Below are 22,893 nucleotides of genomic sequence, written 5' to 3' on the forward strand. Positions count from 1 at the left end.
TTTTATTTTTTAGCACTAATAAAGTAAAAAGGTAAAAAATGTGAGTGTTATTATTTGAGTTTATTATTGTTTGTTTATATTATAAAGTTAGAAACTTATTAATGATAAGTTTTGAGGGGCATATGATGTGTACATAGGAAAAAGCCTCAAATGAAAATTGGAGGGAATTATGATGGCAAAAGATTTTTACTCAGCGATTGAAGACAGAAGATCTATTTACGCAATTAGTAAAGAACAAGTAGTTTCGGATGAAAAAATTCAAGAAGTGATTTATCATGCTGTAAAACATACACCTTCAGCTTTTAACTCTCAGAGTGCTCGCGTTGTCGTCTTGCTTGGAGAACAACACGATAAGTTATGGGATATTACGAAAGAAACGTTACGAAAAATTGTACCTGAAAATAACTTCGCTTCTACGGAAGAAAAAATGAATGCATTTAAAAGTGGTTATGGAACAGTTCTATACTTCGAAGATAGTGAAGTGGTGGAAGAACTGCAAGAAAAATTTGCATTATACAAAGAGAACTTTCCAATTTGGTCTCAGCAATCCTCTGGAATGTTACAATTTGCAATTTGGACAGCTTTGGAAATTGAAGGGTTTGGTGCTACATTGCAACATTACAATCCATTAATTGATGAAGAAGTGAGAAAAGAATGGGGAGTTCCAGAAAATTGGAAGCTTATTGCGCAAATGCCGTTTGGTAAACCGGTTGTACCTGCAGGTGAAAAAGAATACCAGCCTTTAGAAAACCGTGTAAAAATTTATAAATAATGTAGGAACGAGTGGGGGAATTGTTTATCCCCCACTAATTATTATTTGAACCAATCGGGGTTTTGCTACTTATAAAAAGGTGAACAGGGATACAACCTGTTCACCTTTTTATAAGTAGTAAGGATTTTTTTGATAGGAATTTTTCATCTGATTTTTTAATTCGTTTTTACGTGTTTCAATAGTTGATATTTTTTGTAAGGTAATAATTGAAACGAATTGAAAAAAAGCATAGTACAGTTCTATATTTTTATTTATAGGATCATCTATTATGTTATTCATAAATATACCTCCCTTTTGATTCCACTATTTGCAAGCAATAAAACGCTCATCTTAAAATTCAATTGCTTTCCGTGTAGGGTAAATAAAATGTGTATAGATTAAGACGCTACTATATATATGATAATATAAATACCCTATAAATTCCATAGACAGTTAAAAATGGGTAGCGGAATGTGTACTTTCGTCAAATTAGAACAGAATTTTTGAAGTTAAATCTTACAAATCGTCAAATCTTTTAAAAGTGATAGATAGTATCAAAAATAGTTTTCTAAAAATATTATACTATTGATAAAAAAAGTGTTTTTTGTCATGATAAGAGTATGCTTCATGGGAGGAACTATACTAAGTAATACATTCTTTGCATTGTGTTAGATGAATAGAATTTTTCAAAGTGGATAGAAAAATATTTACTAAGATAATGAATGGTATGTCGAATTTTCAATGAAATACATAAGAAATATGAAAAAAGCATTGCAAAAAGAGTAAGTTTAATGGTAAAGTTCACATGAAGTTCACACGGATTTCACTTCATTCATTTAAAATGAACTCTGTGTGAAAAATAAAACTCTTGCTAAAAAATGGAACTTAATGAATATTTTACTTTGATAATATTGTAAAGTATTAAGTTTATAAGTTTTTTTAAAGAGGATAGTAGGGAAAGGAAGTAAAGACAACTTATGAAAAAAGTAATTGCAGGTTTAGCAGCAGCTTCTGTAGTAGGTGTTGCAGTTCCAGGTATGGATTCTGCTCAAGCACAAGTTTCAAACGAAGCGCTAAAAGAAATTAATGGACAAACTCAAACTCAAACTCAAACGACTGTAACTGAAACAAAAACTGTAGAAACAAAATCTGACTTAAAATACACAGTAACTGCTGATGTATTAAATGTTCGTTCAGGTGCTGGTACAGGACATAGCGTTATTTCTAAAGTAAAACAAGGTCAAGTACTACAAGTAATTGGACAAGAAAACGGTTGGTTCAAAGTAACTGTAAACGGTCAAACTGGTTATGTAAGTGGTGACTTCGTAACGACTGGTGGTAAAACAGGAACTACTGTTCAACAAGGAACTGGTACTTACACAGTAAACGTTTCTTCACTTAACGTACGTACAGGCCCAAGTACATCTCATACAGTATTAGGCTCTGTAAATAAAGGTAAAACAGTACAAGTTGTTGGTGAAGTACAAGATTGGTTTAAAATCAACTTCAATGGTGGAACTGGATACGTAAGCAAAGACTTCGTAACAAAAGGTGGTTCTGCTGTATCTAACCAAACACAACAACCAACTACAAACAACAATACTACTACAGTTCAAACTGGTGGTTCTTATGTTGTTAACACTGGTGCTCTAAAAGTACGTACAGGCCCAGCTACATACAACGCTGTAATTGGTGGCGTAACAAACGGTACAGTATTAAACGTTACTGGCGCTGAAAATGGTTGGTACAAAATTAACCATAACGGCCGTGCAGGTTACGTAAGTGCAGACTTCGTTAAGTTTGTAAAAGGCGGAGTAAACAACGTTACGAATAACGTTCAACAACCAGTTAAAGACGTACAAAAACCAACAACAGGTGGAAATACATCTTCAATCGCTGGTTTCGCTAGATCTTTAAATGGTTCACCATACAGAACTGCTGGTACAACACCTGCTGGTTTTGACTGCAGTGGATTCATTCACTACGTATTAAATCAAACTGGTCATAAAGGCGCTCGTCAAACAGTTGCTGGATACTGGAGCTCTAAAACAAAAACTAGCAATCCACAACCAGGTGATTTAGTATACTTCCAAAACACTTATAAATCAGGTCCTTCTCACATGGGTGTTTACTTAGGAAACGGTCAGTTCATTAGTGCAGAAACTGATGCAACTGGCGTACGTATTAGTTCAGTAAGCAACTCTTACTGGAGCAAGCACCTTTTAGGTTACACAAAAGCATACTAAGAAAAAGTAGTTTATATACTTTTCGAATAGAGAAAAGGCTTTCCAGGGAAACTTGGGAAGCCTTTTTATAGTTGAATAAATTGGGAGTATAGTAGTTTTTACTTTAACTTCCCGTTTAAAAATCGATCGTATAGGTCATGGAAATAGTTAGGGCGAAATAAATTTGCTGCATGTCCTGCTAACGGTATTTCTTTATATAAAACGTTAGGAAGAATGGACTTTAAATCAAAAAGACAAGATTTATAGAGATGATCATGTTCACCCATTACCCATAGTATAGGGTGGGGAAGTGATTTTAATTTAGATTTTAAATCGAATTCTAACCGATGTCGTAATGATTGGACAATAATTGATGAATGTAATTGCAATCCGAAACGGTAATAAATATTTCTTGAAATGACTGCAAATGGGTTTGCTTTTAGTATACCACTTGGAAAAATGGTATTTGCGTATTGAGAGAGCCATTTAGAGTAATCGTCTCCTCGTTTCTCCCAAAATTTTTGAAATACGCTATATAAAAGAGAAGGATTATTATAATGGCCGCCAATATGACAAATGCTTAATACTTTTTCTGGGTGCATTTGTGCAAAAATGGTAGAGATATAACAGCCATAGCTTAAGGCGCAAATATGAGCTTTTTGAATGCCTTCTTTTTCGTATAAATTCAATAATTGATCAACGAGGCGTTGTAATGAAAATTCGATAGCTTCACCTTTATCATCGCCGTGACCTAATAAATCATACGTAATAATGTTGTAGGAGGTTGAAAATCGTTTATGCTCTTTTTTGAAGGCACGACGATTGCCAACTAATCCATGAATAAAAATGATTGTTTCCTTTTCGGAATGTATATTTGTTTGCAAAAAGGATACTCCTTTCAATAACTGGAGATTTATATAGTATTTTAAATTAGTTATTTATAATTCACATAGAATAATATTAAGTACCAGGTAATAATATCAGATGTTTATATCTGTTGTAAAGATGAGTTTTTATGTATATTTTGTAAAAATACAAAATGTGTGTTTACATTCAGTTTACATTTGTATTGTATTCTATTTTTAGAAAGAACAGTTTTGTTTAACACGAGGAGATGAACATGAATGGAAGTTAGAGATGAAATAAAGAAAAAAGGGAATTGGAGGCAGTTTTTACGCCTTATTCAAGATACAAAGCCTCCGAAAGGGATTCTTATTTTTGCGTTATTAATGAGTTTGCTTTCTACGGGAGCAAGTTTATTTATTCCGATGTTAACAAAAGGGTTAGTAGATAATTTTTCACTTTCCTCAATTAGTACAGGACAAATTGTTGGATTAGTTGCATTCTTTATTATGCAAACTATAGCTGCAGGATTGTCTATATATTTATTAAATTATATAGGACAGAAGATTGTAGCTGGACTGAGAGAACGTTTGTGGAAAAAGGTACTTATATTGCCAGTATCTTATTATGATCAAAATAGAACAGGCGATACAATTAGCCGAATGACAAATGATACAGGTGTTGTGAAGACATTAATTTCTGAGCATTTGTCAAACTTACTAACAGGTGGTATTTCAATCGTCGGATCATTAATTGTATTATTTGTTTTAGATTGGAAAATGACACTTTTACTTTTAACGGTTATTCCATTATCAGTACTGATTTTAGTTCCACTAGGAAGAAAAATGTATAAGATTTCAAAAGCGCTTCAAGATGAAACAGCTTCTTTTACAAGTGTGCTAACGCAAGTATTATCAGAAATTCGTTTAGTGAAATCTTCGAACACAGAAAAAAGAGAATATGAAACTGGAAATAAAGGTATCGAGAAGTTATTGCAATTTGGTTTGAAAGAGGGAAAAGTGCAAGCGTTAATTTCACCAGTTATGTCGTTTGTTTTAATGGCACTGCTTGTTATTATCGTAGGATATGGTGGGATGAGAGTTTCTAGTGGTGCATTAACAATTGGGGAACTAGTAGCGTTTATTTTATATTTAGTTCAAATTATAATGCCGATGAGTCAATTATCTATGTTCTTTACACAATTCCAAAAGGCGATTGGTGCAACGGAAAGAATTAATACAATTTTAGAATATGAAGTAGAAGATCATGAAACTGGTGTGAAAGTCACAAATGCTAAGCAACCAATTGTTCTTGAAAATGTACATTTCGAGTATAACGAAGAAGAGCAAGTGTTAAAGAATATTGATTTCACAATTGAATCTGGAAAAGTAACAGCAATTGTAGGACCAAGTGGTAGCGGGAAAACGACGTTATTCTCACTATTAGAACGTTTTTATGAGCCAACTAGCGGTGCCATTAAATTAGGAAAAGATGCAATTACGAACTATTCATTACAGTCATGGCGACGTCAAATTGGTTACGTTTCACAAGATAGTCCGTTAATCGATGGAACAATTCGTGATAATATTTGTTACGGTGTTGAGGGGGAAGTAACAGATGAAGAAATTGAAAAAGTAGCAGCGATGGCATATGTTGATGCATTTATTCATGATTTGCCAAACGCTTATGCAACAGAAGTTGGAGAGCGTGGTGTGAAGCTTTCCGGAGGACAAAGGCAGCGAATTGCCATTGCCCGAGCATTACTTCGAAATCCACAAATTCTTATGTTAGATGAGGCAACTTCAAGTTTAGATAGTAAGTCCGAGTCCGTCGTTCAAAAGGCATTAAATAACTTAATGAAAGGCAGAACAACGTTAGTTATTGCACATAGACTTTCTACTGTAGTAGATGCAGATAAAATTATCTTTATAGAAAAAGGGAATCTTACAGGAAGTGGTACACATGATGAATTGTTACGCACACATGACATGTATCGTGAATTTGCAACGCAACAATTGAAAATTAAAGAGGGCGTATTATAAAATGAATCATCAGTGGGGCTTATACTCCGCTGGTGATTCATTTTTAAAAGTTATATAAAAGATGCTACGTAGAAAGGAGAGGTTTTCTTTGCTACCAAAAATTTTAATAGTAGATGACGATCCACATATTAGAGAACTTGTTTCTGTATTTTTAGAGCGGGAAGGATTTCAAACATATGAAGCAATTGATGGTCTAGATGCACTTCAAAAAATAGATGAAGTGAAAGTTGATATGGTTATTCTTGATATCATGATGCCGAATATGGATGGATTTGATGTATGTTTTGAATTAAGGAAATACTATGATATTCCGATTTTGATGTTAACTGCTAAAGGAGAAACGTCTCAAAAAGTAAAAGGATTTCATCTTGGAACGGATGATTATCTTGTAAAACCATTTGATCCGATAGAACTAGTAGTGAGAGTTAAGGCGTTATTGAAACGTTACCAAATTACAGTATCGCAATCAATTCAAGTTGGAAATGTACTGTTAAATCGTAAAACATTTGAAGTTACAATTGGAGAACAAACAGTTACGTTACCACTAAAAGAATTCGAATTGCTATTTACTTTAGGCTCTAAAGCGGGAAGAACTTGTTCGAGAGAGCAATTAATTGAAGATGTATGGGGATATGATTTTGAAGGAAATGAGCGAACATTAGATGTTCATATGAATCGGTTACGTGAGAAGTTCCAAGAAGAGAAATCGAGATTTAGTATTAAAACGATAAGAGGCTTAGGATATCGCTTAGAGGTAAGTAAATGAGAAGAAGAGAGCGAATGAGTAAATTCAAGATGCTAAAAGTAACGGGAGCGATAATAGCACTCTTTTCTTTTCTTACTATTATTTGGTCTACAGCATTTTATGTATCATCTAGTATATTGGATGCACTTGCAATACATTTATCTCCTTTTGTTACCTACCTCATTAGTGACATACTCAGTTTTATATTTATGATTCTTCTTTGGATATTAATTGCAGTATTAATGAGACCGAAGCGAGAGGCGATGATTTGGACTATTATTGAACCGATACAAAAAATTGCAAAAGGGGACTTCTCCGTAAAAATACGAAATGAAGAGAAATATGATGGAGAAATTGGTGTGCTCGTAAAAAGTATAAATGATATGACAGATGAACTAAATGCGATGGAGAAAATGCGCCAGGAATTTGTATCGAATGTTTCTCATGAAATACAGTCACCATTAACTTCTATAAAAGGATTTGCTAGAGCGCTACAAGATAACAATCTTTCCGAGGAAAAGAGAGAGCATTACCTTACCATTATTGAAACGGAAACGACGAGATTATCTAAACTAAGTCAAAATTTACTGAAGCTTACCCTTTTAGAGTCGGAAGAATATACACCAGAAAGAGTAACTTATCGATTAGATCAACAGTTAAAGCAAATTGTGTTAAATAGTGAACCGCTCTGGGCTGAAAAAGAAATTGAATTGGAACTTAATTTAGGGAAAGTGCACATTACTGCTGACCAAGAAAGTATGAGTCAAGTTTGGATTAATTTAATTCATAATAGTATTAAATTTACTCCAAGTGGTGGCACAATTACAATCCAGTTAAAAGAATATGAGAAAGTAGTGGAAGTGCGTATTCGCGATTCGGGAATTGGAATATCTGAAGAACAGAAGCAACATATTTTTGAGCGTTTTTATAAAGCGGATTCTTCACGAAATCGTGCTTATGGAGGGAGTGGCTTAGGTTTGGCTATCGTAAAAAAAGTACTCGACCTTCATCAAGGAGAAATAAAAGTCGAGAGTGAGGAAGGCAGTGGTACGGAATTTATTGTACGTATTTCGAATCATGAAGAGAAATAGTGTTAGAAGGGGAACATTCTAACACTATTTTTCTTTAAAAATACATTTCCCATTACTGCAACTATATTGATAAGCTTTTCCTTCATTATTCATACGGTATGAATAATCTGATTTTTCATCTTTCTTAAAGTCAACGTATGCTTCTGCATCGTTTTTATCATCATCTATATCAATGAAATGAATGTGTCGTATAGAATAATCCTTTTTTTCACTTAAACCTCTTTCTTGTAAGTTCGTATGAATCCCTTGTATTAGTTGATCGAACAGTGAACAATTTAAATTAAGATGCTCAAATGATTCAGTATGTCTTCCTAAAATGCCATTGTCTTGTATTATTTTTTTATTATTATCGTATGTATAAGAGTATGTAAAATAAGGTTCGTCTTTATATACTACCTCTGCATAATAGCCGATATTATAAAGGGAAGTATATTTTCCGGTTATGCTTTGTATTTCTTTTTGCTTATATCCTTTTATAGTATGGAGATATTCGTTAGTTTCTTTTTCTATTACTTTATAATATAGTGGATTACCAAATATAAAGTACATAGCCAAAAATATGCTAAATAGTCCGACTGCAGATAGTGACAAGAACCATTTTTTCTTTTCATACGCATATGCTCTCCTTTGTGGAATTTATTTCTATTTTACATGAATTATGGAAAAAAGATGAGAATTATAAATAAGAACTTTCTATAGTTACCTACAAGTAACCTACGCACATGAAAGTGCATCATTGCCTTTTTACATAAACATAGATACAATTTTAATATAATACATAACTGAGATGATTAAGGAGTGTTATACTTGGCAGAATTATTACAAGGCAAAAATGCTTTAATTACAGGAGCAGGTAGAGGGATTGGTCGCGCTGTAGCGATCGCATTAGCGAAAGAGGGCGTAAATGTAGGTCTTTTAGCTCGCTCAGAAGAAAACTTAAAAGCTGTAGCGAAAGAAGTAGAAGCAGAAGGCGTAAAAGCTGTTATTGCGACTGCTGATGTTTCTTCATATGAAGAAGTGACTACTGCAATTGAGACGTTAAAAAACGGTTTAGGATCTATCGATATTTTAATTAATAACGCTGGTATTTCTAAGTTCGGTAAGTTTTTAGAACTAGACGTTGCTGATTGGGAAAAAATCATTCAAGTAAACTTAATGGGTGTATACTATGCAACTCGTGCAGCTTTACCAAGCATGATTGAACAACAATCTGGTGATATCATTAACATTTCATCTACAGCAGGACAAAAAGGTGCACCTGTAACAAGTGCATATAGTGCTTCTAAATTTGGTGTTCTTGGCTTAACAGAATCGTTAGCGATGGAAGTTCGTAAACATAACATTCGCGTAACTGCTTTAACTCCAAGTACAGTAGCAACAGATATGGCTGTAGATTTAGGGCTAACTGATGGAAATCCTGATAAAGTTATGCAAGCAGAAGATATTGCAGAGTTTATCGTAGCGCAGCTGAAATTAAATAAACGTACATTTATTAAATCAGCAGGACTTTGGTCTACTAATCCGTAAGGGATACATGTATAAACAAAAGAAGGGATATCTATTTTGTAATGAAGTAGATGTCCCTTCTTTATTTTTTGTATATAAGATAGAATTTTCTGTATAATTGAAAGTGAATAGTAGAAAAGTATTGAAAGCGATGGTATTTCCATGAGTATGATTGAGAAGTGGACGGCTGTTGATCAATACATGAGTGATGTATGAATACCGAAAGATTTTACATTTTCGTAAAAGAATAACGAAAGGAGATAAATAGAATGAAAAAGATGTTTGAAAAATTATAACTTGTATCGTATACAACGCAGTTAGCTCGTGGACCTCCTATATACATATCACTATATTTTATATAAAAAATTGGAGGTTGTGAGTAGATGAGAACAGAAAAAGAAATGATAGACTTAATTATGAATACAGCAAAAGAGGATGAAAGAATTCGAGCTGTCATCATGAATGGATCGCGTGTAAATCCAAATGTGAAAAGAGATTGTTTTCAAGACTACGATATTATATATGTTGTAAAAGATATACGCTCTTTTACGTCTAATCATAATTGGATTCATAGGTTTGGAGAAATAATGATTGTACAAATGCCAGAAGAAATGTCATTAGTTCCACCAGATGGAGACGGGAAGTTTCCGTATTTAATGCAGTTCATGGATGGAAATCGGATTGATTTAACATTAGTTCCGGTTGATTTAATAAAAAAGTTCGTTGGACAAGATAGTTTAAGTAAATTACTTCTCGATAAAGATAATTGTATGGAAGAATTCCCGCCAGCAAGCGATAAAGATTACTTAATAAAAAAGCCTACAGAAAAAGAGTTTTTAGGTTGCTGTAATGAATTTTGGTGGTGTAGTACGAATGTGGCAAAAGGGTTATGGAGAGAAGAGCTTTCTTATGCAAAAGGAATGCTTGAAGGACCAGTGCGAGATATGTTCATAGTAATGCTAGAATGGCATATTGGTATGAAAACAGACTTTACAGTTAATGCAGGTAAATTTGGAAAGCATTTCGAGAAATATATTGAAAAAGATATGTGGGTGCAATTTAAGAGGACATTTTCTAATGCGGAATATGAAAACATATGGGAGTCATTCTTTGTCATGGGTAATTTATTTAGGGAAGTGGCGAACGAAATTGCTAACGCTTATGGATATCCGTACCCGCAAGGTGATGATGACAGAGTGACAAGTTATTTAAAACATGTGAAAGCTTTACCGAAAGATAGTACATCAATTTATTAATAATAGTCAGCAGTAAGACTGTCCAAATGACGGACAGTCTTATTTTTGTTTATGAATAACAATTTCTCTAACAAAGTGCAGAGGAATCACATATGAAAATTTAGGGAGGTTTTTATCATGTATTATTTTTATTCGCCACAAATGTTTACTCCATATCAATGGGGACTAGAACGAAATGTTTCGTATGCTTATATGCCATATAACTCATTTTATTATGGAGACTATATAAACTCATTGCCATACGCATATACCCCTCAAAATTATGAAGTACAAATGAAAGCAGATGAGCGTGGATCGTGGACGCCATTTTCTTGGGTTGAAAAATATGCGTACGCATTTTCAGGACCGTACAATAAAGCGGAAGTCGCACTTACATTTGATGATGGACCGGATTTAGAATTCACGCCAAAAATATTAGATAAGTTAAAACAACATAATGTAAAAGCGACTTTTTTCCTGCTTGGTGAAAATGCAGAAAAGTTTCCAAATGTAGTAAAGCGTATTGCGAATGAAGGGCATGTAATTGGTAATCATACGTATAGTCATCCTAATTTAGCGAAAGTAAATGAGGATGAGTACCGTAATCAAATTATAAAAACGGAAGAAATATTAAAACGTATAGCCGGCTATGCTCCTAAATTTATACGCCCGCCGTATGGTGAAATACTTGAAAATCAATTGCATTGGGCAACTGAGCAAAACTTTATGATTGTACAGTGGAGTGTGGATACAGTTGATTGGAAAGGTGTAAGTGCTGATACGATTACAAATAATGTGTTAGGGAACTCATTCCCTGGTAGTATCATACTTCAACATTCAACTCCAGGTGGACGCCTGCAAGGATCTGTAGAGGCGCTAGACAAAATGATTCCGCAGTTAAAAACGAAAGGGGCGCGCTTTGTAACGCTGCCAAGTATGTTCCAAACATCGAAAGAGCGGAAGTGAATGTGTTGTTAAATTGGAAAAAACAGGATTTTGTCGTATAATGAAGCTGTAGGTTGTTAGGAGGGAATATAATTGATGTATGCACTAATAAACATAGGAATGAGTATTTTAATAGGTATTATATTTATACTTGCGGCGATTGTCCTTCAAAAAAATCCACCGACCGATATTAATGCGGCATATGGTTATCGTACGAAACGATCTATGAAAAATAAAGAATTATGGGATGTAGGTAATAGGTATAGTGCAGAAGTGATGAAGCAAAACGGATTCATTATGATGTTAATTGGAAGTGTTGTTAGTATACTGTTTAGATATCCACATACAATGATAGCGATTATGGTGATTATGCTGTTATTAATCATTCGTTTATTTATACGAGTAGAGAGTAGATTAAAAATGCTTGAACAATAATGAAAAAATAGGACTTCATGCAATATAATGCTAGAAGTCCTATTTTATTTATAAACTATTATTTTCTAGTAAGTCTTTTCCTTGTTCAACAACAAATTCATAGTATGCAAGATCATATGGATAGATATCATCAAAAGTTATCGTTAGCGGTTTATTGCTCAAAACAGAAGTAGCTGTAAAAGATGGAATCTCTCTTTTTAATAGCTGTAGAAAAGAAGTTGCATGTATTTTCATCACATCGTCTACTTCTTCACCTGGTGCGAATGGAAGTGGATTGATGACATTGTGGAAATACATATGACAAAACTCGCGATCCGTAAGATTTGAAATTTCATAATCTATTTTAAAGATGCCCTTATATGCTAAATCAGTCGTTTGAAAAGAAAGCCCCAATTCTTCTTCAATTTCACGAAGACCACCACTTTGTACATCTTCATCATGCATAATATGTCCAGCTGAAGTAATATCCCAAATGTTCGGAGCTTCTTTTTTATTTTTAGAGCGTAATTGGAAATATAAAAACATATCTTCATCATCTTTTTCTACAAACCAACAATGAAATGTTTCGTGCCAATCACCGTCACGGTGCACTTCATCACGTAATTTCTTCCCAAGTGTATTTCTTTCAGAATCAAATATCGTTAACCACTCTGTCATTTTAATTCCCCTTTCTGCAAATTTTATTATACAATATTTGTAATTGATTTTGGGAAAATAAAGAAAAAAGGAGAGGGTATAAGTGGGTATAGAGAGGACGGAAATAAAATCGATTATTTCAACTGAGGTAGAATTACGGAAAATATTAGGGGAACCAAGTGAGCGAGCTTTGAAAAAGGTTATTTCATCATTAGACCACCATTGCGTAGATTTTCTGTCTAAATCTCCTTTTCTAGTATTATCTACAGCAAATAAATTAGGAGAGTGTGATGCTTCACCGAGAGGAGATGCACCTGGATTTGTTTACGTATTAAACCATAATAAAATTATCATTCCAGAAAGACCAGGCAACCGCCGTATAGACTCCATTTTGAATATTATTTCCAATCCACGTGTAGGATTAATCTTTTTCATCCCAGGTCTTGGGGAGACACTCAGAATAAATGGCCGAGCGTATATAACAAACGACGAAGAAATTTTGCAAGAAATGCAGGTAAATGGACGCAATCCGCTACTTGGAATTGTTGTTGAAATAGAAGAGTGTTATATTCATTGTGCAAAAGCTTTTATTCGTTCTAAAATGTGGGATCCGGAATCTTGGTTACATAAAAAAGAGTTACCTTCAGCAGCAAAAATGTTGTTGGAGCATGCGAAAGTGAATGCTTCAGAAGAAGATGTTGCACGTTCTTTAGAAGAAAGTTATAGGGAAAGATTATATTAAAAAAATACTTTTTAAATATAGTGTTGAGGTGTGAAACTCTAAACGTTTTAGAATGAGACTTTAATATCAATCTTGTTAGTTTGTAAGTGATGAATACATGTGCAAGAGTAGAAATCTATATTAGATGATTTGTTATTTTAAAATAAAATGATTCGTATTTTTAAAAATAATGAACAAAAATAGGCTTGCTTTTTAAAAGATTGATAACTATAATAAGTTAACAAATAGACATGAACGAAAAAGTAATGATAAGGACACGAAATCATTTTTACGGTTTACAGAGAGGGAAGTCAAGGGTGTGAGCTTCCTAACACGAGAAATGATTTTACCACCTTTGAACTTCAATAGTGAACGAGTAATCTAGTAATTATTGACGGTATCAGCCGTTATCTGAGCTTGAGCAATCTAGGAGGAAATATGTCTGGATTGGAACAAGGGTGGAACCACGAAAACACATTCGTCCCTTTCCTAGGGATGAGTGTGTTTTTTTATGGCTTGCAGATTGAAAATTTAAAATAATTAAAAAATGGTATTGATTTTGTTTTTTATGCGAGTATAATGAGTTAACAAATAAACATGAACGAAAAAGTAACGATAAGGACACGAAATCATTTTTACGGTTTACAGAGAGGGAAGTCAAGGGTGTGAGCTTCCTAACACGAGAAATGGTTTTACCACCTTTGAACTTCAATAGTGAACGAGTAATCTAGTAATTATTGACGGTATCAGCCGTTATCTGAACTTGAGCAATCTAGGAGGAGATACGTCTAGATTGGAACAAGGGTGGAACCACGAAAACACATTCGTCCCTTTCCTAGGGATGAGTGTGTTTTTTTACTTTGAAAGGAGGTGCAGTAAAATGAAACAATTTGTACGTACGGAAATAACCACCACCTGCATGATTGAAAAGCAGAGTAAGGTGATTGATAAAGATAAAAAATAAAATTGTAGGAGGAGATTAGAAGATGAATAATGTTGTTAATGTAGGGGTGTTAGGATTAGGTACGGTCGGAAGTGGTGTTGTCCATATTTTGAAAGAACATTATAAAAAAATTGCACTTGATACAGGGTATGAAGTGAAAGTGAAGACAGTTGCTGTACGTGATTTAGAAAAAGAACGTGATGTTTGTATTGATGGAATCGTAGTAACAAGTCATGTTGATGAAGTTCTAAATGATTCAAATATTGATATTGTAGTAGAGGTAATGGGCGGAATTGAAGAAGCGAAGCAGCATATTGTTAAAGCTTTACGAAATAAGAAACATGTCGTAACAGCAAATAAAGATTTAATGGCTGTATACGGTGCAGAACTTCTCCAACTGGCGAACGATAATGATTGTGATTTATGTTATGAGGCAAGTGTAGCGGGCGGTATTCCGGTGTTAAGAGGGTTAACAGACGGATTAGCATCAGATCAAATTGAAAAAATAATGGGGATTGTAAATGGTACAACAAATTACATGTTAACAAAGATGAGTCAAAATGGATGGTCGTATGAAGAGGCTTTACAGGAAGCACAAAAATTAGGTTTCGCAGAATCAGATCCGACAGCGGATGTAGATGGGCTAGATGCGGCGAGAAAGGTAGCGATTCTTGCAAACTTAGGTTTTTCGATGAATGTTTCTTTAGATGATGTGCAAGTAAGAGGGATTCGAAAGGTTGAAAAGAAGATTTACAAATGGCTGAAAAGTTAGGGTTTACAATGAAATTAATTGGTAAAGCAGAGAAACAAGGATCAGCCATTCATTTAAGTGTAGAACCGACTCTTTTACCTAGTCATCATCCATTATCGAATGTAAATAATGAATTTAATGCAGTATATGTTCACGGTCAAGCAGTAGGGGAAGTAATGTTTTACGGACCTGGAGCTGGGAAGTTACCGACTGGTTCTGCTGTAGTAAGTGATATTATTTCAATCGTTAAAAATATGAATCAAGTTCAGAAAAATAAAAGTGCGTTAAAAGAACCAGAGCCGTACGAATTACAAGGGGATGAAGAAGTCGTTTCGAAATATTTCTTACGTATCTCATTACGAGATGAACCTGGGATGTTGCAAAAAATAACAGAATGTTTCGTTAATTATTCTGTAAGTTTAAAAGAAGTGATTCAATTACCTTTAAATCGTGAACTTGCAGAAGTCGTTGTTGTGACACATCAAACTTCAAAGTATCAATTTGAACGAGTTTTAGGAGCGATAGAAGATGTCGCAAGTGAAATAAACAGTTATTACATTATTGAGGAGGAAAAACAATATGTATAAAGGATTATTAAAACAGTATGCTTCTTATTTACCAGTGAATGAAAATACACCTGATGTGAGCTTAATGGAAGGGAATACACCGCTTATCCCGTTATTAAATATATCAAAACAATTAGGAATTCAGTTATACGGTAAGTATGAAGGAGCGAATCCGACAGGTTCTTTTAAAGATCGTGGTATGGTAATGGCAGTTGCGAAGGCGAAAGAAGAAGGTTCAGAGGCCATTATTTGTGCGTCAACAGGTAATACATCAGCATCGGCCGCAGCATACGCGGCACGTCTTGGAATGAAATGTATTATCGTAATCCCAGAAGGGAAAATTGCACATGGAAAATTAGCGCAAGCAGTTGCCTATGGTGCTGAAATTATTTCAATAGAAGGAAATTTTGATGATGCACTAAAGGCTGTAAGAAATATTGCTGCAGAAGAGCCAATCACATTAGTTAACTCGGTAAATCCTTATCGAATTGAAGGGCAAAAAACAGCAGCATTTGAAATTTGTGACCAATTGCAAAGTGCACCAGATGTTTTAGCGATTCCTGTTGGGAATGCTGGGAATATTACAGCGTACTGGAAGGGTTTCTGTGAATATGAGAAAGAAAAAGGATATAAGAAGCCAAGAATTCATGGATTTGAAGCGGAAGGAGCAGCTGCTATTGTAAAAGGGCATGTAATTGACGAGCCAGAAACAATTGCAACAGCGATTCGCATCGGTAACCCAGCAAGTTGGTCATATGCAGTAGAGGCTGCTGAGCAATCTCACGGTGAAATAGATATGGTATCAGATGAAGAAATTTTACATGCGTATAGATTATTAGCAAAATCGGAAGGGGTTTTCGCTGAGCCAGGATCGAATGCTTCATTAGCTGGCGTAATGAAACATGTTCAATCTGGAAAAATCAAAAAAGGAGAAACAGTTGTTGCAGTTTTAACTGGAAACGGCTTGAAAGATCCTGATATCGCAATTTCTTCTAATACATTAGATATTGCAAGTGTTTCAAATAATATAGAACAAATTAAAGAGCATATTAAAGGGGTGATTATGTCGTGATACCATTAAGTATTCGTGTTCCTGCTAGTACAGCGAATGTTGGACCTGGATTCGATTCAGTAGGAATAGCTTTGTCATTATATTTACATGTAGTAGTTAAAGAAAAAGCTGATAAATGGCAAGTAATCCATTCCTTTGAAGATTCAATTCCGACAGACGATAAAAATTTAATTGTTAGCACGGCATGTAAAGTATGTCCTTCTTTATCACCCTATATAATAGAAGTTACTAGTAACATTCCGCTAACAAGAGGTCTAGGAAGTAGTGCATCAGCAATTGTAGCTGGGATAGAGCTTGCGAATCAACTCGGAAAATTGAACTTAACGACTGATCAAAGAGTTCAAATTGCTACAAATTTTGAAGGTCATCCTGATAATGTTGCTGCTTCTATATTAGGAGGAACTGTAATCGGAGCACTTGATGGGAAGAATGTTTCGGTTGTAAGAATTGAAAGTAAGGAATTAGGTGTTATTTCTCTTATTCCAAATGAAGAGCTAAATACAGATGAAAGTCGATCTGTATTACCAGATGTATTCCCGTTTCATGAAGCTGTTAAGGCTAGTGCAATAAGTAATGTATTAGTAGCTGCTTTATGTCAAAAGAAATGGAAAGTTGTAGGCGAAATGATGGAAAGGGATCATTTTCACGAGCCGTATCGTTTAGAGCTTGTACCGTTATTACCATCTATTCGTAAATGTGCAAAAGAATTCGGTGCATACGGTACAGCGCTTAGCGGTGCAGGACCATCTATTTTTATATTAACGCCGTATGAGAAACGTCAAGAAATTGCTGAGCAATTAGCGAGAGTATTTACGTCTATGAAAGTGTGTGAGCTAGAAATTGATCATAGAGGGATTACTGTAAATAAAGAAGAACATATTGGATTATAAAGAAAGCTAGTATCGCTAGCTTTCTTTATGTTGTAAATATGTTTGCATATAAAAGAAAAATATGAATGTATAATTTAGTAAAGAGTATATTAACTTGGAGGTGAACGGATCATATGAAGAAAGAGTTACCGGAAGAAAAAAGAGAACGTATAAGGCAAAGTGAATTGAAAAACAATTCTACCGGTTCTTTACATGATGGGCTCAACAGAGCTGAAACGGGTAGTCCAGTTGATATGGCGGGTGGTATGAATTGGAAAGGTACAGCGATAGTAATTTTAGTGCTAGTTTTAGCGTATATTATATACACTTATTTTTTTAGTTAAGAAATGCATGTTAAAGCTTTGAATGATTTGCTTTTATAATTAGTGAGGATGAAAAAACACGGTTATTGTACTATATATATTCAGCAGATTATAGTTGCCCATATATATTTATTTTTAATCCCAAAAATAGAGCTAGCATTATGCTGGTTCTATTTTTTTGCCACATTCCTGTAACAAAGCCTCTGTATATTCAGTGGTGGAGGTGCAGAAGATGAAAAAAATGATAGCAATATGTCTTCTTACAACGATGTCATTTTCGACTTTAGTCGGGTGTGATGTAAAAGGTAGCAATACTGTTCAAGAGTCTAAAATAAAGAAAGCAACGTATAAAGAATTTACTTATGATGTCAATCCAGAGACTTTCACGTTAATTGTAGAACATGATGGCGTAAAGGCACTGGCATCACAGCCCTTGCCGAAAATGAAGGTGTTGAATGTAAAAAAAGAAAAGGATCGTACATCTTGGGAATATCCAGATCAAAAAGTAAAAGTGAGTCTAGAGAAGAAAAAAGATCACTTAAATATTGAAGTAGAATCGACTGGTGCAGAAAGCTTTACTTGGCCGAAAGTACAAGCTGAAAATTATACACTTCCGTTATGGGAAGGGAAGCAAATTTCGAGTAATGATGAAAATTGGAAGAAGTTTTTAAAGGATGATGCATATTCATTTGCTGAATCATTTTCTATGAAGTTTTTCGCATTAAATGGTTTGAAATATTCAATTGTATATATCGCGAACAATATGTTTAATAATGAGGTGAAATTTCATTCGGATCCGAAAATCGGGTTTGATTTTATACATGAATTTCCGCGTATAAATAAAAATAAAACATATGGATTTCAAGTATATGTGACAAATAATGATGTAGTAAGTATTGCTAAACTGTATAAAGACAATATCGCTCGAAAAGGTGAATTTAAAACATTAAAAGAAAAGGCTAGAAAAAATAAAGAGATAGAAAAGCTTTACGGTGCAGCTCATTTTTATTTTTGGAATCAAAATGGCTTATCAGAAAGTAATGTAAATTGGCCAAAGCTAAGAGAGAAAATAAATAGCCCTTTGTTTAGCCATATAAAAGAGCTTATTCAAAAATATAGTTCAGAGCCTGGGGAATTGAATGTATTAGATCAAGTAAGTAAACAAGATTTCATTGATAAGTATCAAAAAAATGTTATTTTACGTTATATAAACGAAGTGTTATCAATGAAAGAATTTTATAAAGATGATATTTTTCAAAACGTTAATCAGGAAGCTAGTGTGCTATTAAAGAAAGGTGTAGGTCACTTAACGAATACAGAATTGTATAGCTTAAATAAGCATTTATTAAAGTCGCTACTTGGTGATGCGGTTGAAGAGGTAAGTAAATGGGGTAATGCAGATGGAACGGACATACTAAAGGAAATGAAAGAGGCAGGAATAGAAAAAGCGTGGATTGGTCTGCCAAACTGGGAACAAGGATTTATGCAACCTAATTTCGTGACAGAAGCTAAGGAAATGGGGTATTTAGTTGGTCCGTATGACTCATATCATTCCATTCACGAAAAAAGTGATAAAAATTGGAACACAGCATCCTTTAATGACCCATCATTATACGAAGAGGCTACTGTAACGAAGAAAAATGGAGAAAAGGTGCAAGGGTTTTTAGGTAGAGGGCGAAAATTAAATCCAACTTTATCTCTTCCTAGTGTAAAAGAACGAATGAACGATATATTACAAAATGGACCTAAATATAATTCATGGTTTATTGATTGTGATGCGACAGGTGAAATTTACGATGACTATTCAGCGAAACATATAACGACACAAGAGCAAGATTTAAAAGCACGTTTAAAACGAATGGACTACATTGCGCAAGAAAAGGGTATGGTCGTTGGTTCTGAAGGCGGAAATGATTTTGCTAGTAGTACGATTGCATTTGCTCATGGTATTGAAACGCCTGTAATTAAATGGGACGATGAAGATATGAGGAAAAATAAAACAAGTCCGTATTATGTAGGTGGATATTGGTCACCGAATCAAAATGTTCCAGAAAAATATGCGAAACAAGTACCGTTAAAAGAAGAGTATAAACAAGTATATTTAAATCCTGCATATTCAGTACCATTATATAAATTAGTATACAATGATTCTGTAATTACAACGCACCACTGGGAATGGGGAAGCTTGAAAGTAAAAGATGAGGTTAGAAACCGTATGTTATACGAATTATTGTATAACGTTCCTCCGTTGTACCATTTAGATAAAGTAGAGTGGAATAAGCATAAACAAGAAATTACGCAGCACCTGAAAGTTTGGAATGAAGTTCATGAAAAGGCAGTAAAAGAAGAAATGACGAACTTTGCATATTTGTCAGAAGATAAGTTAGTACAATCAGCTTCGTATGGAAAAAATATTGAAATTATTGTGAATTTCTCAAATGAAGAGATAGAAATACAAAAGACGAAAATAAAAGCAAAATCAGCTTTCATTATTAATAATGGAAAGCAAACTATGTATACACCAAACTAATAAAATTATAATATATGAATTTAAAAAATAATTTTATATAAATAGTGACTTGCCAAAAATAAGCACGAGAGTATAATGTGAAATGGAGTACATATTGGATTTGCGCAGTAACCTTACAAAATTGTAAGGTAATTGAAAGGAAATTCAATATGAAGGTTAATAGACTTGCATTATAATTGGGAAAGAGAAAGAGAGGCGAATGGATATGAGCTCTGAATTAGAACAGAATACGAGAAGCAGTAAAAAACGTTCTAAAAGAAAATCAATAAAATGGTTCATTATAATTCCATTGTTCTTACTTATTTTTGGTGGAGTAGGATATGGATCGTTAATATATAATAAAGCAAAAGCAGTAGTAAGTGATGCATATGCACAAATTGATAAATCATCGAAGCGTGATAAAGAAGTTGAACCTTTAAAGGATAACATTTCAATTCTAATTATGGGTGTTGATGGTAGTGAAATGAGAAAAAGCCAATACGGAGAAGCTGTTCGAACAGATGCACTTTTATTAGCAACAATTAATAAAGATGATAAATCAGTTAAATTAGTAAGTATTCCGCGTGATTCACGTGTATATATTCCATCTAGAAAGAAATTAGATAAAATTACACATGCACACGTATTTGGTGGTGTTGAAAGTACACGCGATACAGTGGAAAGATTTTTAAATGTTCCTGTTGATTATTATGTGAAGTTTAACTTTGAATCATTCGTACAAATTGTCGATTCACTTGGTGGTATTGATATTGATGTACCAGTTACTTTCACTGAACAAGATAGTAAAGACCAAGCAGGTATGATTCATTTAGAGAAAGGCTACCAACATTTAAATGGAGAACAAGCACTTGCGCTTGCAAGAACGCGTAAAATTGACAGTGATGCAATGCGTGGTCAAAGACAACAACTTGTAATTGAAGCAATTGCTAAAAAAGCGATGTCTGTTCAATCTATTAGCAAAATGGGCTCTTTACTTGATGCGGTTGATAAAAATATGAAAACGAACTTAACTTTCGATGATATGCTTGCTATTACGAAAAATATGGCAGGATCTAATTTGGAAATGGAAAAAATGCAAGTGGAAGGTACGGATAAACGTATCGGAGGCATTTATTATTACATTCCAAATGAAAAAAATGTGAAAGATATTTCGAAAAAATTAAATGAACATTTAGGTGTAACACCAAAGCCAGTTCGAAATGAATAATAAAAAAAGATTGGCCTTTGCCAATCTTTTTTTATCGAGATGGATTTGTAACTTTTCTGTAACGATTTTTTATACTTAAATCATTTCAATTTACATAAACAAAAGGTGCAATTATACGATATACTAGAGGAGAAGATTTGGCAATTAACTCCTAATGCTGAAGAGAAGCAAATGCAATTCATCAAAACTATAGAAAGAATCGAATTGATAGGAGATCGAAATAGACTAAAGCAAATTTTCTTGAATATTGTTTAAAATGCCATTAAATATTCACATAAAAATGGTAAAGTATATATTGAAGTGACTAAAAATAAAGGACAAGCAGTGATAAAGGTGAAAGACGAAGGGATTGGAATTGCTAAAGAGCATTTACTGTATATAGAACAGTCATTTTACCAGATTAATAATTATGCTACAGGTGCGGGTCTTGGTTTAGCCATCGTTAAAAAAATGGTGGAGCTTCATGGAGGTACAATAAATATTATAAGTAAAGAAGGAATAGGAACGACCATTTTGATAAAACTCCCATTATAATACATATATAGGTCTGTTTATATAGTGTAATAAAATAAATAGATGTATAATTATATTGGGTGATTTATATATAAGATTAATAGGGAGAGGAATTCGATAGAATGGAAAAAGCTTTTAAAATTAAACGAGTAGTATTCGTTTTAATAGCGATTGCAGCAGTAGCTATTGGGTATTTCATGTTTCAATCCATTACTTCACCAGCAAAGGCTGTTGCAAAACAAGAAAATGTAGTACAACTCGCAAGTGAACAACCGAAAGTAGAAATGAATAAAACGGCACCAAGTCGTTTTAATGGCAAGGAAAGAAAAGTTGCTTATCTTACATTTGATGATGGCCCGGGGAAATATACGGCTGAATTATTAAATACGTTAAAACAACATGATGCGAAGGCGACATTCTTTTTAATTGGAGCGAATGTAAAAGAGTTTCCAGATTTAGTGAAACGAGAAAATGCAGAAGGTCATTATGTAGGAATGCATAGTATGACGCATAATTTTGCAAAGTTATATAAAAATGGCGAGTATGTAAATGAGATGAAAGAAGATCAAAGCTTAATCGCCAATATTATTGGGAAATCACCTAAATTAACACGTCCACCATACGGTTCAATGCCTGGATTAAATGAAAGTCTTCGAAATAAAGTGGTAGAGGGCGGCTTTAAAGTGTGGGATTGGACAATTGATTCATTAGATTGGAAATATAATAAAATGCAAGTTGATGCAGCTGCAGCACAAATTGCTCAAAATGTATTAACAAATGCAACAAAACCACAAGAAGTCATTTTAATGCATGATATTCATCCGCAATCAGTTGCTGCTGTGCCAGCAATTTTAAAAGGGTTAAAAGAAAAGGGTTATGAGTTTGAAGCTTATCATGAAGAGAGTCACTTCCCAGTGAATTTCTGGCATGATAACCGTATGTAA

General features: G+C 33.9%; 20 protein-coding genes, 2 pseudogenes and 2 other annotated features. Of the genes and pseudogenes, 18 read left to right on the top strand and 4 right to left on the bottom strand.

All coding sequences use genetic code 11. From position 1 onward, the window contains the following. Positions 1-169 precede the first annotated feature (169 nt). Positions 170-772, top strand: coding sequence for a nitroreductase family protein (locus tag PSR14_RS10555; RefSeq protein WP_001993708.1), 603 nt, complete (start codon positions 170-172; stop codon positions 770-772). A 108-nt stretch (positions 773-880) separates the two neighbouring features. Here the strand turns inward: PSR14_RS10555 and PSR14_RS10560 are convergent, their stop codons facing one another. Beyond that, positions 881-1,051, bottom strand: a complete 171-nt coding sequence (locus tag PSR14_RS10560) for a hypothetical protein (protein ID WP_001059583.1) — start codon at positions 1,049-1,051, stop codon at positions 881-883. 677 nt (positions 1,052-1,728) lie between these two features. On the opposite strand from PSR14_RS10560, the gene entFM reads away from it, so the two are divergent. Beyond that, positions 1,729-2,997, top strand: coding sequence for an enterotoxin EntFM (entFM, locus tag PSR14_RS10565; protein ID WP_000755535.1), 1,269 nt, complete (start codon positions 1,729-1,731; stop codon positions 2,995-2,997). 98 nt (positions 2,998-3,095) lie between these two features. Here the strand turns inward: entFM and PSR14_RS10570 are convergent, their stop codons facing one another. Continuing rightward, complete coding sequence (locus PSR14_RS10570) at positions 3,096-3,860, bottom strand: alpha/beta fold hydrolase (RefSeq protein WP_001194298.1); 765 nt, start codon at positions 3,858-3,860, stop codon at positions 3,096-3,098. A gap of 240 nt (positions 3,861-4,100) precedes the next feature. Here PSR14_RS10570 and PSR14_RS10575 point away from each other — a divergent pair, with 240 nt between their 5' ends. From PSR14_RS10575 to hitS, 3 genes are all read left to right on the top strand, one after another. Next, the gene (locus PSR14_RS10575) at positions 4,101-5,861 is read left to right on the top strand and encodes an ABC transporter ATP-binding protein (protein WP_406644201.1); all 1,761 of its coding nucleotides are present in this window, start codon (positions 4,101-4,103) and stop codon (positions 5,859-5,861) included. Between the two features lie 88 nt (positions 5,862-5,949). Next, positions 5,950-6,627 carry an envelope stress response regulator transcription factor HitR gene (gene hitR, locus PSR14_RS10580; RefSeq protein ID WP_000937025.1) on the top strand — a complete coding sequence of 226 codons (678 nt, stop codon included), beginning with the start codon at positions 5,950-5,952 and terminating at the stop codon, positions 6,625-6,627. Next, positions 6,624-7,697: an envelope stress sensor histidine kinase HitS gene (gene hitS, locus PSR14_RS10585; protein WP_001254318.1), complete on the top strand. Its 1,074-nt coding sequence runs from the start codon at positions 6,624-6,626 to the stop codon at positions 7,695-7,697. Before hitR ends, hitS begins: the two co-directional genes overlap by 4 nt. A 24-nt stretch (positions 7,698-7,721) precedes the next feature. Here hitS and PSR14_RS10590 read toward each other — a convergent pair whose 3' ends face one another. Beyond that, positions 7,722-8,246, bottom strand: a complete 525-nt coding sequence (locus tag PSR14_RS10590) for a DUF3139 domain-containing protein (protein ID WP_001997270.1) — start codon at positions 8,244-8,246, stop codon at positions 7,722-7,724. A 258-nt stretch (positions 8,247-8,504) separates the two neighbouring features. Here PSR14_RS10590 and PSR14_RS10595 point away from each other — a divergent pair, with 258 nt between their 5' ends. The 4 genes from PSR14_RS10595 to PSR14_RS10610 all read left to right on the top strand — a co-directional run bounded on the left by PSR14_RS10595 (position 8,505) and on the right by PSR14_RS10610 (position 11,818). Beyond that, complete coding sequence (locus tag PSR14_RS10595; protein WP_000818985.1) at positions 8,505-9,224, top strand: 3-ketoacyl-ACP reductase; 720 nt, start codon at positions 8,505-8,507, stop codon at positions 9,222-9,224. Between the two features lie 362 nt (positions 9,225-9,586). Then, a complete protein-coding gene (locus tag PSR14_RS10600) occupies positions 9,587-10,459 on the top strand; it encodes an aminoglycoside 6-adenylyltransferase (protein ID WP_001258495.1) in 873 nt (290 codons plus the stop codon). Between the two features lie 117 nt (positions 10,460-10,576). Next, a complete protein-coding gene (locus PSR14_RS10605; RefSeq protein ID WP_000291229.1) occupies positions 10,577-11,404 on the top strand; it encodes a peptidoglycan-N-acetylglucosamine deacetylase in 828 nt (275 codons plus the stop codon). A 75-nt stretch (positions 11,405-11,479) separates the two neighbouring features. Further along, positions 11,480-11,818 carry an SdpI family protein gene (locus PSR14_RS10610; RefSeq protein ID WP_000271090.1) on the top strand — a complete coding sequence of 113 codons (339 nt, stop codon included), beginning with the start codon at positions 11,480-11,482 and terminating at the stop codon, positions 11,816-11,818. Between the two features lie 48 nt (positions 11,819-11,866). Here the strand turns inward: PSR14_RS10610 and PSR14_RS10615 are convergent, their stop codons facing one another. Beyond that, the gene (locus PSR14_RS10615; protein ID WP_000141389.1) at positions 11,867-12,475 is read right to left on the bottom strand and encodes an NUDIX domain-containing protein; all 609 of its coding nucleotides are present in this window, start codon (positions 12,473-12,475) and stop codon (positions 11,867-11,869) included. An 82-nt stretch (positions 12,476-12,557) separates the two neighbouring features. On the opposite strand from PSR14_RS10615, the gene PSR14_RS10620 reads away from it, so the two are divergent. The 9 genes and pseudogenes from PSR14_RS10620 to PSR14_RS10660 all read left to right on the top strand — a co-directional run bounded on the left by PSR14_RS10620 (position 12,558) and on the right by PSR14_RS10660 (position 22,893). After that, complete coding sequence (locus PSR14_RS10620; protein WP_000510734.1) at positions 12,558-13,196, top strand: pyridoxamine 5'-phosphate oxidase family protein; 639 nt, start codon at positions 12,558-12,560, stop codon at positions 13,194-13,196. Positions 13,197-13,432: 236 nt separating this feature from the next. Further along, positions 13,433-13,664, top strand: a binding site (T-box leader). Between the two features lie 114 nt (positions 13,665-13,778). After that, positions 13,779-14,010, top strand: a binding site (T-box leader). Positions 14,011-14,161: 151 nt separating this feature from the next. Then, positions 14,162-15,456, top strand: a pseudogene (locus tag PSR14_RS10625) (homoserine dehydrogenase). Then, positions 15,449-16,507 carry a threonine synthase gene (gene thrC, locus PSR14_RS10630; RefSeq protein ID WP_000276440.1) on the top strand — a complete coding sequence of 353 codons (1,059 nt, stop codon included), beginning with the start codon at positions 15,449-15,451 and terminating at the stop codon, positions 16,505-16,507. Before PSR14_RS10625 ends, thrC begins: the two are co-directional and overlap by 8 nt. Next, the gene (thrB, locus tag PSR14_RS10635) at positions 16,504-17,397 is read left to right on the top strand and encodes a homoserine kinase (protein ID WP_000612668.1); all 894 of its coding nucleotides are present in this window, start codon (positions 16,504-16,506) and stop codon (positions 17,395-17,397) included. Before thrC ends, thrB begins: the two co-directional genes overlap by 4 nt. Positions 17,398-17,510: 113 nt before the next feature. Continuing rightward, positions 17,511-17,720, top strand: coding sequence for a DUF6366 family protein (locus PSR14_RS10640; RefSeq protein ID WP_000711907.1), 210 nt, complete (start codon positions 17,511-17,513; stop codon positions 17,718-17,720). Positions 17,721-17,931: 211 nt separating this feature from the next. Beyond that, complete coding sequence (locus PSR14_RS10645; RefSeq protein WP_000738160.1) at positions 17,932-20,229, top strand: glycoside hydrolase; 2,298 nt, start codon at positions 17,932-17,934, stop codon at positions 20,227-20,229. Positions 20,230-20,434: 205 nt separating this feature from the next. Continuing rightward, entirely contained in the window at positions 20,435-21,436 is a 1,002-nt protein-coding gene (locus PSR14_RS10650) for an LCP family protein (protein WP_002163688.1), read from the top strand. A gap of 69 nt (positions 21,437-21,505) precedes the next feature. After that, a pseudogene (locus PSR14_RS10655) lies at positions 21,506-21,970 on the top strand (sensor histidine kinase); the annotation flags it as partial. 101 nt (positions 21,971-22,071) lie between these two features. Beyond that, positions 22,072-22,893 carry a peptidoglycan-N-acetylglucosamine deacetylase gene (locus PSR14_RS10660; RefSeq protein ID WP_000409387.1) on the top strand — a complete coding sequence of 274 codons (822 nt, stop codon included), beginning with the start codon at positions 22,072-22,074 and terminating at the stop codon, positions 22,891-22,893.

The sequence above is a fragment of the Bacillus sp. A01H genome, from assembly GCF_045277205.1.
Taxonomy (GTDB): Bacteria; Bacillota; Bacilli; order Bacillales; family Bacillaceae_G; genus Bacillus_A; species Bacillus_A paranthracis.